Genomic DNA, 13,103 nt, shown 5'->3' with positions numbered 1-13,103 from the left:
GTAGACCCTGACTCCCGGCTCGCCTTCATTTGGCGGGACGCGGACTTGACAGGGTCATAGTGGTGTTGCCGGTAGGTGGCATCGCGGACGAACCGTGAGAAAGGTATTTCGTGTCATCTTCTGAGACGACCACCAATGGCCAGGCTGCCGAAGCTGAAGAGCCGACAGCAGCAGCCGCCAAGGCTGCTGCACCCGCTAAGAAGGCAGCCGTGAAGCGGGCTCCGGCGAAGTCCCGTGCCAAGGCAGCAAAGGCCGATGAAGACACCGACGTCGAAGACGTCGACGTTGACGGCGACGATGCCGACGACGCCCCTGCCGCACCCAAGGCAGACGAAAACTCCAAGGGCTTCGTGCTCTCGGCCGATGAGGACGATGCCCCGCAGCAGCAGGTCATGGTCGCCGGCGCCACCGCCGACCCGGTCAAGGACTACCTGAAGCAGATCGGCAAGGTTGCCCTGCTGAACGCCGAGCAGGAAGTCGACCTTGCCCTGCGCATCGAGGCAGGCCTGTTCGCAGCGGAAAAGCTGCTCGCGGACGACGGTTCGATGGACAAGCGCCTGCGCTGGGACTACGAGCAGATCATCCACGACGGCAAGATCGCCAAGAACCACCTGCTCGAGGCCAACCTGCGCCTCGTGGTGTCGCTGGCCAAGCGCTACACCGGCCGCGGCATGCTCTTCCTGGACCTGATCCAGGAAGGCAACCTGGGCCTGATCCGTGCGGTCGAGAAGTTCGACTACACCAAGGGCTTCAAGTTCTCCACCTACGCAACCTGGTGGATCCGCCAGGCGATCACCCGCGCCATGGCCGACCAGGCTCGCACGATCCGCATCCCGGTCCACATGGTCGAGGTCATCAACAAGCTTGCACGCGTGCAGCGCCAGATGCTTCAGGACCTCGGTCGCGAACCAACCCCTGAGGAACTGGCCAAGGAATTGGACATGACCCCGGAAAAGGTCGTCGAGGTTCAGAAGTACGGACGCGAACCGATCTCGCTTCACACCCCGCTGGGTGAAGACGGCGACTCGGAATTCGGCGACTTGATCGAAGACTCCGAAGCCGTAGTGCCTGCCGATGCCGTTTCCTTCACCCTGTTGCAGGAACAGCTCCACTCGGTTCTCGACACGCTCTCCGAGCGCGAAGCCGGCGTTGTGGCCATGCGCTTCGGCCTGACCGACGGCCAGCCGAAGACCCTGGATGAAATCGGCAAGGTTTACGGCGTGACGCGTGAGCGTATTCGCCAGATCGAATCCAAGACCATGTCCAAGTTGCGTCACCCGTCGCGTTCGCAGGTTCTGCGCGACTACCTGGACTAAAAGTCCCCGTTCGGTGCGCCGACGGTTGCCGGGTATTTACCCGGCGGCTGCCGGCGCACCGTCGTTTAACGCCTGATGCGGTCTCGAGCAGAAAAGCGGGCCGGCGTCTGGGTTGAAAGCTGCCCGAGCTCGCTTAAGACAAAGGATGGGCCCGGCGAAAATCGCCGGGCCCATCCAAAAGTCATTCGCTGTCAGTCCCTGTCGGCAACACGTGCCAACGGGACCTATGCGGACTAGTCCTCGTCGTCGTAAACGGGCTTCTCGTAGAGTCGAGCCGTTTCGTCTTGCCATTCAATGGTCAAGGGGCGAAGCTTCGATTCAACTGCGCGAGCGTGGTGTCCGCAGAAGTAGAGTTCGCCGCCGGAGGTCCCCAGCACCGCACGTACAAAGGCCTGTGCCCCGCAGCGGTCGCAACGATCGAGCGCATTCAGCTCTCGGGTTACCGTTGTCGTTGTCATGATGACCTCCTTCATTCGTTGTGTATCTAATAGAACCAGTAAAACTCCGGTTTTCTTCTCGATACTTCGGGCTTTCGCTCACCGCGTAGCTGAATCAAGGGTGAGCTGCGGCTCAAAGAAGTGGCGCGATCAGCGAAATGGCGGGGCTGGGCACTATTGTGGATAGCGTCGTTCCGACGTTTTTGAGGAGTACTAAAACCGTGGCCATCAGCAGTGACTACAACGCCCGACACCTATCTGTCCTGGAGGGTCTCGAGGCGGTACGCAAACGCCCGGGCATGTACATCGGTTCCACCGATTCGCGCGGCCTGATGCATTGCCTGTGGGAGATCATTGACAACTCCGTCGATGAGGCGCTGGCCGGCCACGGTCAGTCAATCAACGTCATCCTGCACCCGGATGGATCCGTGGAGATCCACGACGACGGTCGCGGCATCCCCGTGGACATCGAACCTAAGACCGGCCTCTCGGGCGTCGAGGTTGTCTTCACCAAGCTCCACGCCGGCGGCAAGTTCGGCGGCGGTTCATACACCGCGTCCGGCGGCTTGCACGGTGTTGGCGCCTCCGTCGTGAACGCGCTTTCGGCGCGACTGGACGTCCAGGTGGACCGCGGGGGCAAGACCTATGGGATGCAGTTCCGCCGTGGCGAGCCCGGGCGGTTCAACGATTCGGGCAAGCCGAAGCCGGACTCGATCTTCGAGCCGTTCTCGGATGCCTCGGTGCTCGACATCGTGGGCAAGGCCAAACGCGGTGTCACCGGTACCCGCGTGCGTTACTGGGCGGACCGCCAGATCTTCACCCCCGACGCAAAGTTCTCCTACACCGAGCTCCAGGCACGCGCCCGGCAGACCTCTTTCTTGGTGCCAGGGCTCAAGATCACGCTCCGGGACGAACGCCGTTTGGCAGGCACCCCGGGCGAAGAGGGGACTTTCGAGGAAGTCTTCCACCACGACGGCGGACTCTCCGAGTTCGTTGACTACCTTGCCAACGATGCAGCCGTCACCGACATCTGGCGTTTCCACGGTTCGGGGACCTTCAAGGAATCTGTTCCGGTCATCGACGAGTCGGGCCATAGCCGCATCACCGAGGTGGAGCGCGTCTGCGACGTGGACGTGGCCCTACGCTGGGGGATCGGCTACGAAACAAGCGTTCGCTCCTTCGTGAATATCATTTCCACCCCCAAGGGCGGAACACACCAGACGGGCTTCGAACAGGCTCTGCTCAAGACCTTCCGCAAGGTCATCGAGGCCAACTCCCGCAAATTGAAGGTCGGCAACGACAAGATCGAGAAAGACGACGTTAGTGCGGGCCTGACCGCCGTGCTGACGGTGCGCTTGGCCGAGCCCCAATTCGAGGGGCAGACCAAGGAAATCCTGGGCACCTCCGCGGTGCGCCAAATCGTTTCCAAGGTGATTGAAAAGTCCCTGGGTGCGCAGCTGAACTCCACGGCCCGCGGCGACAAGACCCAGGCTTCGATGCTGCTGGAGAAGATTGTCAGCGAAATGAAGTCGCGTGTTTCTGCGCGCGTCCACAAGGAGACCCAGCGCCGCAAGAACGCCCTGGAAACCTCCTCGCTGCCGACCAAGCTTGCCGACTGCCGCAGCACCGACGTGAAGCGTTCCGAGCTGTTCATCGTCGAGGGCGACAGCGCATTGGGCACGGCAAAGCTGGCCCGCTCCTCTGACTTCCAGGCACTGCTGCCGATCCGCGGCAAGATCCTCAACGTGCAAAAGGCTTCGGTGGCGGACATGCTCTCCAACGCCGAATGTGCAGCCATGATCCAGGTCATCGGCGCGGGTTCGGGCCGCAGCTTCGACATTTCCGCCGCACGCTACGGCAAGGTCGTGTTGATGACGGACGCCGACGTCGACGGTGCGCACATCCGCACACTGCTGCTCACGCTCTTCTTCCGCTACATGCGCCCGATGATCGAGCACGGGCGCGTGTATGCCGCGGTTCCCCCGCTGCACCGCATCGAGGTGATCAATGCCGGATCCAAGGCCAATGAAATGATCTACACCTACTCCGAGGCAGAGATGCACCAGGTGCTGGACAAGCTTGCCTCGGAAGGGAAGCGCTACAAGGAACCCCTGCAGCGTTACAAGGGCCTGGGTGAAATGGACGCCGACCAGCTGGCCGAAACCACCATGGACCCGCGCCACCGCACGCTGCGCCGCGTCGGCCTGGCCCAGGCCGAGAGTGCCGAGCGGGTCTTCGACCTGTTGATGGGTTCGGATGTCGCACCGCGCAAGGAGTTCATCATCGGTGGAGCCGAGCGTCTGGAGCGAGACCGAATCGACGCATAGCGGTCGGTTCCGATGCAGCGTGGCAGGTCCCTTGGGGCCCGCCACGCTGCATTTAAAAGGCGGCGCCGGACGCTCCGGCGCAGTGGATCACTGGAAGAAGCCCGGAGCGATCAGCAGGGTGGTCGGCACCGCGAAGAGGATGATTGCCGTGGCGATGATGAAATTGCGCAGGGCGCTGTTCAGTGGCGGTTCGGGTGTGAGCAGGCGTCGCAGGCGTCGCGAGGAGAGTTCCTCGGTAGGCCCCCCGGGAGTGCCGGTCGGTGGGCTCGCCGAGTGTTTGCCTCCATGGTCGCCCAAGGCGCCGGTTGCGACGGCGAGCAGCGCACGAAGCAGCGTGGGGGACTCGACCTCGCGCAGTGCTGCGTCATCGGCAAGCATTTCCACGAGTTCCTGGACAGCGGCCAGCGAGAGCCTGGACGTGGGCAGCCAGGGAAGCGCGTCGTTCCACGAGGTGAACGCGAGCAGGAGCAGGTCGTGCCGCTGGTCCAGGTGGGCCCGCTCGTGGGCCATGACGGCCCGCAGCTCGTCCGGGCTAAGCTTCTGAACCAGCCCGCGCGAAAGGACCGTGACGGAACCCGAAAAGCTCGGCAGGCAGTAGGCAACCGGCGTTTCATGGTCCAAAACGAGAGTGGCCGGATCCGTGGGAGATCTTTCCGACAGCAACGACAGGATGTGCCGGTGCCTGGAACGCTGGCGGCTGATTCGCCAAGCAGCGCGGATCAACGTCAGGACAAGATGAAACCCGAGCAGTGCCGCGGTGCTCAGGGCAAAGATGTGCACAGGGCCGGGTGAATTTACGTCGGGGTCGCCCATGAGGAGTTTGAAGCCGCCCACGGAGGCCGAAACCAAGGAATCGCCCAGGGGGTTCAGGCCCCAAAAGAGCATGGCGCCGATCATGGAGAGGCCGCCGGCGAGTGCAATCGCCTGCCATACCACCATGGCTGCGAACGGGGATCGTGCGCTCCAGCGGGCGCGCGAAAGCGCGACGGGTATGGGCCATGCCAGAAGGATGGCCAGACCCGCCAGGAGATATGAGGTCAGCAGCACGATGCCCGGCTGTCGGGTGTGGGGTTAGGCGTTGTGCGGGGTGTCGAGCAGCTGGCGTAGCGACTGTGCTTCCTCGGCGGAGATGCCGCCAATGAAGCGAGCCAAAACGGCCTCGCGGTCCATGACCGTGCCCAGTGCTTCGTTCATCAATGCCACGGTGTGGTCCTCGCGGCTGGTGACGGAGGTGTAGCGGTGCGGGCGGATATCGCGTTCGCGCGCCACGAGCCCCTTCTTTTCCAATCGTGCCAGGACCGTCAGGACTGTGGTGACGGCAAGCTCCTTGCCCTCGACATCGCCGGGTGCGGCAAGCTGATCACGAAGTTCGTTGGCCGTGAGAGGGGACGCCGAGTCCCAAAGGAGATCCATTACTGCTCGTTCAAGGTCGCCAAGAGTGGCCAATCTAAGTTCCTTACGCATTCGAAACAGGGTCCCTGCGGACGACGCAAGATCCCGTGAGCGGCACGAAAGGCCACTCACCAACTTCAGTTTACAGTGCGGTGGCTAAATGTTCTACAGTGAGTAGAACGAACTTCTACGGTGTGTAGAAAACAAAGAGTAGACTCGGATCGTCCGAGCAGATGAGTGTTGAGAGGTTGGCCGTGGATCCCCTTGAAATCGCCAGATGGCAATTTGGCATCACCACCGTTTATCACTTCCTGATGGTCCCCTTGACGATAGGCCTGGGGCTGGTGGTCGCCGTGATGCAAACGGCGTGGCATCGCACGGGCAAGGACGAGTACCTGCGCATGACCAAGTTCTGGGGAAAGCTTTTCCTCATCAACTTCATCATGGGCGTTGCGACGGGAATCGTCCAGGAATTCCAGTTCGGCATGGCATGGAGCGAATACAGCCGATTTGTCGGTGACGTCTTCGGGGCACCGCTGGCGATGGAGGCGTTGCTGGCGTTCTTCGTGGAATCGACATTCCTTGGTTTGTGGATCTTCGGTTGGGGCCGTCTGCCCAAGCGCATCCACCTCGCAACCATTTGGTGCGCCTCGCTGGCCACCATCCTCTCCGCTTACTTCATCCTCGTCGCGAACTCCTGGATGCAGCACCCCGTCGGCACCGAAATCGTCGACGGTCGCGCCACGATGACCGACGCATGGGCCGTCTTCACCAACAACACCGCGCTGGTGACGTTCCCGCACACCATCTTCGGCGCCTTCGCCGTGGCCGGTGGATTCCTGCTCGGCATCTCCTGGTACCACCTGTACAAGCGTCGCGCCGCCGGAATCGACACAGTGAATGCGGACGGGACCGTCGTAGTGGGAGAGGATGCAAAGCTCGGCAAGAACCGCGACAAGGTCGACTACCAGGTCTGGATCAAGTCGCTGCGCATCGGCGCCGTGGTCGCCCTCGTCTCCTTCCTCGGTGTGGCGTTCTCGGGCCACGTCCAGGCGCAGCTCATGTTCCAGCAACAGCCGATGAAGATGGCCGCGGCCGAGGCGGCCTGCCACGACGGAACCGGATTCTCGATTCTCTCCATCGGCGACCTCAGCCAGCCGGGCGCCACAACATGCGAAGACATGGTCGCGGTCTGGGAAATCCCGGGCCTGCTCTCCTTCCTGGCGAACGACAACTTCACCACCGAGATCAAGGGCGTCAATTCGCTGCTTCCCGAGTACCAGGCGAAGTACGGCACCCACCTGCCCAACGACCCGATGTACGGGGACCGTGCCGGCAGCGAAATCGACTACCTGCCGGTTATGGCCGTGACCTACTGGGGATTCCGCCTGATGATCACCCTCGGCGGCCTCTCCGCTGTCGCCGCCGGAGTGGCCCTGTGGCTCACCCGCAAGGGAACCGTCCCGGACAGCAAGTGGATCTCCCGCCTGGCGCTCTTCGGCATGCTGGCACCATTCGGCGCGAACTCCGCCGGCTGGATCTTCACCGAGATGGGCCGCCAGCCCTTCGTCGTGGCGCCAAACCCCAGTTTCGAGGGGATCGACCAGGTGTTCATGTTCACCGCCGCGGCGGTTTCCCCGGGAGTCAGCGCCGGAGAAATGCTCTTCTCGCTCATCGCGCTCACCCTGGTCTATGCGGTGCTGCTCGTCGTCGAAGTGGTCCTGTTGACCAGGTTCATTCGCGGCGGCGTCGGAGCCGCAATGCCGGAGCTGAACGACCACCCCGACGACGGGCACAAGGACACAGATGTGCTCTCCTTCGCCTACTAACCGCACTGATTCAAGAGAGGACATTTAAGTGGATTTCCTACCCACCCTGTGGTTCATCCTGATCGCCGTGCTCTGGATCGGCTACCTCTTCCTTGAGGGATTCGACCTGGGCGTCGGCATGCTCATGAAGACCTTCGCCAAGAACGACAAGCAACGACGCGTGTTGCTGAACACCGTCGGCCCCGTCTGGGACGGCAACGAGGTATGGCTGCTGACTGCCGGCGGCGCCACCTTTGCCGCCTTCCCCTACTGGTACGCCTCCCTGTTCTCTGCCCTGTACATCCCGCTGGTGCTGGTGCTGATCGCGCTGATCTTCCGCGCAGTATCCTTCGAATACCGCGGCAAGGCACACACCCTTGCAGCCCGGAACTTCTGGGACTGGGCAATCTGCCTGGGATCGTTCGTCGCGGCCTTCGGCATCGGCGCCATGCTGGCGCTGAGCACCACGGGCCTGCCGCTGAACGCCAACGGCGACCGCGTCGGCGGTGCCTTTGCCTGGTTCAACATGTATGCGGTGCTCGGCGGACTCGGCGTGGTTGCCTTCTGCCTGATCCACGCGCTTTCCTTCCTGACCCTGAAGACCGACGGGGAGATCCGGGTCCGCGCCCGCAAGTTGCTGGGCCGCTGGCTGCCGGTGGCCCTGCTGCCGCTTGCCGGTTGGGCGATCGCCGTGGTGGTGCTCAACCGCAGCGGGATCGCGCTGGTGCCGCTGGCGCTTGCCGTGGTTGCGCTGGTCGTCGCCTGGCTCAGCGCCCTCAAGCGCCGCGAGGGCCGCGCCTTCATCGGCCTGGGGGTCTTCCTGGTCATGGGCGTTGCCACCATCTTCATGGCCGCGTACCCGAACGTTTTGCCCTCGACGATCGACGCCGCGTACAACCTGACGGTGTCCAACGCGTCATCGACCCCCTACACGCTCAAGCTGATGAGTATCGTGGCGGCGTTCGGCGTGCCGCTGGTGCTGGCCTACCAGGGCTGGACGTACTGGGTCTTCCGCAAGCGCATCACCGAGTCGCACATCCCCGAAGCGCACGTCGTCACCTCCATCGTCTAGCCGGACCACCGGCCGGCCGCACAGAAAGCAAGACACGACACCCATGAAACCAGTATTGCCCGCAGGAACCGGATCGCGATTGGTGCTGGCGCTGCTCGCCGGGCTGGCGGCCCTCAAGGCCGTCGGGCTGATCCTGATTGCCGACGCGCTTGCCACGGCCATCGGACAACTGGCGGGCACCGGCAGCGCCGACGTCCAGAGGCTGCTGGCCATGGGACTGGCCGGTGCAATCCTGCGGGCGGGTGCCGTGTGGGGCACCCAGTTCGCCGCACGGCGGGCCGGACTGGGCGCCAAGGAGAAGCTGCGCGGGCAGCTCATGGCCGCCGGGCTGTCCGGGCGGGAGGCGGGATCCGCATCCCGCCCGGACCACGGCGCGCTTGCCGCACTGGCCAGCCGGGGGCTCGACGGGCTGGACAACTACTACACCAAATACCTGCCGGCGGTCGTTGCGGCAACGGTCGTCCCGCTCATGGTGGTGGTGCGGGTGCTGGTTGCCGACTGGGTTTCGGCGCTGATCATCGTGCTGACCCTGCCGCTGGTGCCGGTCTTCATGATCCTCATCGGCCTGCACACCCAGGACCGGGTCAAGGCAGCGGCCGCGGGCCTGGACAGGCTGTCCAACCAGCTGCTGGAGCTGGCCCAGGGGCTGCCGGCCCTGATCGGCCTGCGCCGCGCCAAGGGCAAGGGCCGCGCCCTGGCCCAGGTGTCCGAGGGCTACCGGGAAAGCAGCATGAAGACGCTGCGCACCGCCTTCCTGTCCGGTCTTGCGCTGGAACTGATCGCCACGATTTCGGTGGCCGTCGTCGCGGTGTTCATCGGCGTCCGGCTGGTCTACGGGCACATGGGACTCGAGGCCGGCCTGCTGGCACTGATCCTGGCACCCGAGGCCTACCTGCCGCTGCGCGAACTCGGCGCCGCCTACCATTCCTCCGAGGACGGGGTCGAGGCCCTGGAACGCAGCGAAAAGGTCATCAACGCCGGCACCGTGGAAGCCGGCAATGCCCCGCGGCCTGCCCGCGGCAACGTGCTGGAAATCCGCAACCTGACGGTGCGCCACGCGGGCCGCCGCGAACCGGTCCTGCGCAACGTGGACCTGGCGCTGTCGGCGGGGCAGGCCCACGTGCTGGACGGGGCCAGCGGCACCGGGAAGAGCACGTTGCTGCACGCGGTGCTCGGCCTGGCCGAGGGTGCGGTCGTGGAGGGCTGCATCGCCGTGCGGCCCGAGCGCACCGCCTGGATTTCCCAGCACCCGCGGTTCACCGAGGAAACCGTGCGCGGCGAGATCATGCTGCACGCCGGAAATTCGCTGGACGCCGCGGGACTTGAGGCCGTGTGCCGGGACGCGAACATCGGGCATCTGGCCGACCGCCGGCTCGTGGACTGCAGCCCGGGGGAGTTGCGCCGCGTCGCCGTGGCGCGCGTGCTGGCCCGGGTTGCGGCGGACCCGGCGGTCGAGCTGGTGCTTGCCGACGAGCCGACTGCCCACCTTGACGAGGTATCCGCGGCCCGCGTCCGCGCTGCGTTGCGGCGTCTGACGGACCGTTGCGCGCTGCTGGTTGCAAGCCACGACCGGGTGCTCGCCGCGGCGTTGCGCGGCCAGGCAACGACACATGCTGCAGCCGGCCAAGCAGCCGGCCAGGGGGCCGGACCGACGTCGGACGCGCCCGTCCCGGAAATTCCCGCGGTCCGGGCAACGGAAACCCTGGCGACCGAAATCCCCTCCGGCCGGCGCACGCTGGCGCACTGGAAGCTGCTGCGCTCCCTGCCGTGGTTCCGCGGTGGCATGGGACTGGGCCTGCTGCTGGCAACGCTCGCCGCGCTCTTCGGCGTGGGGCTGACCGGGGTTTCCGGCTGGCTGATCGTCACCGCCAGCCACCGGCCGCCCATGCTGCACCTGATGGTTGCGATCGTCGGCGTGCGCACCTTCGGCATCGGCCGCTCCGTGCTGCACTATGCCGAACAGCTCAAGATCCACGACGCAGTGCTTCGCTTCGCCGGAAACCTGCGCCAACGGCTCTGGGATGCGCTGGTCGCCCAGCCCAGGATGTGGGGCAGGCTCACCCGCTCCGGGGCGGCGCTGGGGCACTTGGTGGCCGAGGTTGACGAGGTCCGCGACGCGGTCCCGCGCGTGCTGGTCCCGCCGGTTGCCGGCGTCGCCACCTGGGCCGTGATCAGCGTCGGCATCGGCTTCTGGGCCCCGCAGGCACTGGGGCTGGCCCTGCTGCTGGGCCTGCTCGCCTTCGTGGTGCTGCCCCTTGCGGTCCTGGCCGTCGAGAGGCGCACCACCATCGCCGTGAGCGAGCACCGCATCTGGCTCGGTTTCAGGGTTCCCACGCTGTTGCGGGCCGCCGCGGACCTGCGCGCCAACAACGCCACCGGCGCGGCGCTGGCCGGGTTCGCCCGGGAGGACGCCAAGGCAACCGCCGCGCTGCGTGCCTCCGCGCGCGGTGCGGGGCTGGCCCAGGGCGGGGCCGCGCTGCTCTCGGCGGTCGCCGCCGTCCTGGCGGTCGCCGTGACGACCGGCGGCGGGGAAGCGGCCGCGATTGCCGGGCTGCTGCTCCTGGCGTTGGGCGAACCGATCGCCAACACCGGCACCTCGGTGCAGCAGCTGCCGCAGCTCGACGACGTGCTCAAGCGCGTCTGGGTCAACCTCGAGGGGGCGCACGCCGAATCGTCCGGCGCCTCCGCGGGGCCGGGCGGGGCGGAAAACCCCGCCGGTCCGGCAGCCAACGCGGCATCCCTGACGGGCCTCCGACTGCACGATGCCAGTGCGGGATGGGACGAAGGCCGGCCGGTCTTTGAAGACGCAAGAGTCGAGGTTGAAGCGGGCAGCTGGGTCGGCCTGACCGGTCCCTCCGGATCGGGCAAGTCGACGATGCTCGCCACGTTCCTGGGCGCGCTGCCGCCGCTGGCCGGCAGCCTGCAGGCACGACGCGGCGACGGAGACTGGACGGAGGCAACGGCCACGGACCTGGCGGTCGTGTCGTGGTGCCCGCAAGAAGCTCACCTCTTTGACTCCTCGGTCCGCTCCAACCTCGGGCTGGGCAGGGAACTGCATGACCAGCCCACCGATCCCGAACTGGTTGCCGTGCTGGCACAGGTCGGCCTGGAGGATTGGCTGGAGACCCTGCCCGGCGGTCTTGACGATCGCATCGGCTCCGGCGGCCACCATCTCTCCGGCGGGCAGCGCCAGCGCCTGGCCGTGGCCCGCGCCCTGGTCGCCCGCTCCCGGGTGCTGCTGCTCGATGAGCCCACCGCCCACCTCGGCGCCGACGAGGCTGTCGAACTGATCGCGGACCTGCGCGGGGCGCTGCGGGACTGTGCGGTATTGGTTGTCACGCACGATGCCTCCGTCGCCGCGCTCTGCGACAGGGTCGTCGATCTGGCCGCGCTCAAGGGCGTGGTCCCGGCCGGGGCCTGAACCGGGCCGCCGGGCAGCCGGCAACGTCGAAGGAGCGTTCCGTGCCTTCGACGTTGTCAGGCACAAAGTCCCTGGTTCATGGTTTCGGGCCCGCGTAGTGTGAAGCCACGCCCCGGACTGTGCGGTTGTTCCAGCCGGCGCGGGTTCAGCTGGTTTTCCCGATCGTGAGGGTTTGAGATGAGCGATTCCACGGTGGCAGGAGACCATGTTCCGCTGTCGGCGCCGTACTACGGGGCCAGCCTTCCGACCGCCTTCAAGCGGTTCTGGCAGAAGTGCGCGACCTTTTCCGGACGGGCTAGCCGCAGCGATTTCTGGTGGTGGGAGCTGGTCGGCGCCATCGTCGGGCTGATCCTGTATTCGATCTGCATCCCCTCGCTCTTGACCGCGTTGTCCGAGCGATCCCGGGGAGCCGGCTTCCACCTGAACGGCGGAATGATCCTTTTCATCGTGCTCGCGAGCATCTGGGGCCTCGCCACGATCGTGCCGTCGCTCGCCCTTGCCTGGCGCCGGCTGCATGACGCGAACTTCAGCGGCTGGTTCTTCCTGCTTGCGCTCATTCCCGGCATCGGCGGGATCATCCTCCGGTGCTTCGCCCTCGTGCCCTCGAACCCGCTCGGCGTGCGCTTCGACAAACCGGAAACGCCCGGACCTGGCGCGACCTGAACGTCGGGCGGGAACCGGGCGTCCGCTTGGGTCCGCCCTTATATGCGGTAGGATTCCTCACCGGCTCGGGGCCGTTGGCCGGGGCCGCCAGTGGATCTCATCCCGCTTCTCGAACGGAGGCTCCCACTGTCTACTCGGCGAAACAAGTTCCTGATGATGTCGGGGGCAGCGCCCACTGCCGGGCTGCTGGCGCTTTCCGGCTGCAGCAGCACGCCCGGTGGCGACAACCCGCCCACGCCTGCGCTGCCCGCCACCGAAATTTCGGGCACTGTGCCGGAACCATCGGTCGCGGTGCCGCCTGCAACGTCCGGCGTGCCGACCCCTGCACCGAGCGAATCTTCCGGTATCTCAAATGCCAACCCGATCCCACACAATGCACTGGAGTATGCCGACGCGCTGGTCAGGGCCTGGGGCGCAGGCGACCGGGACCGCATGGCGCAGTTGGCCAAGTCAGGTGTGTTGGAGGTGCTGGATCAATACGGCAAGGTCGGCGGGCCGCATTGGGGCCAGTCGGGCCACGACGCCGGGGCCGGATCGGTATTCGTGAGCTACGTAAACACCAAGGACGGGAAGAAATTGGAAATGAGGGTAGAGAACGAAGCAGCCCCGAATGGGCAGGCGCACGCCGTTGCCGAGGCCAAATTCGACAATTAGTCGCACAAAGCCA

10 protein-coding genes are annotated in these 13,103 nt (G+C 65.5%); 7 read left to right on the top strand and 3 right to left on the bottom strand.

Annotation, left to right across the window (positions count from 1 at the left end; genetic code table 11):
- The first annotated feature begins 110 nt into the window (after positions 1 to 110).
- Complete coding sequence (locus ACIQLF_RS15915; protein ID WP_400300403.1) at positions 111 to 1,316, top strand: RNA polymerase sigma factor; 1,206 nt, start codon at positions 111 to 113, stop codon at positions 1,314 to 1,316.
- A gap of 233 nt (positions 1,317 to 1,549) precedes the next feature.
- Here the strand turns inward: ACIQLF_RS15915 and ACIQLF_RS15910 are convergent, their stop codons facing one another.
- A complete protein-coding gene (locus ACIQLF_RS15910) occupies positions 1,550 to 1,774 on the bottom strand; it encodes a hypothetical protein (RefSeq protein WP_400300401.1) in 225 nt (74 codons plus the stop codon).
- A gap of 200 nt (positions 1,775 to 1,974) precedes the next feature.
- Between ACIQLF_RS15910 and ACIQLF_RS15905 the strand changes: the two genes are divergently transcribed.
- Positions 1,975 to 4,080 carry a type IIA DNA topoisomerase subunit B gene (locus ACIQLF_RS15905; RefSeq protein WP_400300399.1) on the top strand — a complete coding sequence of 702 codons (2,106 nt, stop codon included), beginning with the start codon at positions 1,975 to 1,977 and terminating at the stop codon, positions 4,078 to 4,080.
- Between the two features lie 87 nt (positions 4,081 to 4,167).
- On the opposite strand, the gene ACIQLF_RS15900 is transcribed toward ACIQLF_RS15905, so the two are convergent.
- On the bottom strand, positions 4,168 to 5,127 hold the full coding sequence (locus ACIQLF_RS15900; RefSeq protein WP_400300397.1) for a M56 family metallopeptidase: 960 nt from the start codon (positions 5,125 to 5,127) through the stop codon (positions 4,168 to 4,170).
- Between the two features lie 24 nt (positions 5,128 to 5,151).
- A complete protein-coding gene (locus ACIQLF_RS15895) occupies positions 5,152 to 5,526 on the bottom strand; it encodes a BlaI/MecI/CopY family transcriptional regulator (RefSeq protein WP_400300396.1) in 375 nt (124 codons plus the stop codon).
- 200 nt (positions 5,527 to 5,726) lie between these two features.
- Here ACIQLF_RS15895 and ACIQLF_RS15890 point away from each other — a divergent pair, with 200 nt between their 5' ends.
- The 5 genes from ACIQLF_RS15890 to ACIQLF_RS15870 all read left to right on the top strand — a co-directional run bounded on the left by ACIQLF_RS15890 (position 5,727) and on the right by ACIQLF_RS15870 (position 13,090).
- Positions 5,727 to 7,301, top strand: a complete 1,575-nt coding sequence (locus tag ACIQLF_RS15890; RefSeq protein WP_400300753.1) for a cytochrome ubiquinol oxidase subunit I — start codon at positions 5,727 to 5,729, stop codon at positions 7,299 to 7,301.
- Positions 7,302 to 7,329: 28 nt separating this feature from the next.
- Positions 7,330 to 8,352 (top strand): cytochrome d ubiquinol oxidase subunit II, encoded by a 1,023-nt coding sequence (gene cydB, locus ACIQLF_RS15885; RefSeq protein ID WP_400300393.1) that lies wholly within the window; start codon positions 7,330 to 7,332, stop codon positions 8,350 to 8,352.
- A gap of 43 nt (positions 8,353 to 8,395) precedes the next feature.
- Positions 8,396 to 11,773, top strand: coding sequence for a thiol reductant ABC exporter subunit CydD (gene cydD / locus ACIQLF_RS15880; protein ID WP_400300390.1), 3,378 nt, complete (start codon positions 8,396 to 8,398; stop codon positions 11,771 to 11,773).
- A gap of 177 nt (positions 11,774 to 11,950) precedes the next feature.
- A complete protein-coding gene (locus ACIQLF_RS15875) occupies positions 11,951 to 12,436 on the top strand; it encodes a DUF805 domain-containing protein (protein ID WP_400300387.1) in 486 nt (161 codons plus the stop codon).
- 90 nt (positions 12,437 to 12,526) lie between these two features.
- Entirely contained in the window at positions 12,527 to 13,090 is a 564-nt protein-coding gene (locus ACIQLF_RS15870; protein ID WP_400300385.1) for a hypothetical protein, read from the top strand.
- The last annotated feature ends 13 nt before the right edge of the window (positions 13,091 to 13,103 follow it).

This window comes from Paeniglutamicibacter sp. NPDC091659, from assembly GCF_044756805.1.
Taxonomy (GTDB): Bacteria; Actinomycetota; Actinomycetes; order Actinomycetales; family Micrococcaceae; genus Paeniglutamicibacter.
Note: the sequence above shows the minus strand (reverse complement) of the source record. Positions and strands in the feature narration are given on the sequence as shown.

What these genes read in the sequence shown, in the direction of transcription:
- ACIQLF_RS15910 (WP_400300401.1), bottom strand. Translation starts at nt 1,774, where the DNA reads ATGACAACGACAACGGTAACCCGAGAGCTGAATGCGCTCGATCGTTGC.
- cydD (WP_400300390.1), top strand. Translation starts at nt 8,396, where the DNA reads ATGAAACCAGTATTGCCCGCAGGAACCGGATCGCGATTGGTGCTGGCG.
- ACIQLF_RS15875 (WP_400300387.1), top strand. Translation starts at nt 11,951, where the DNA reads ATGAGCGATTCCACGGTGGCAGGAGACCATGTTCCGCTGTCGGCGCCG.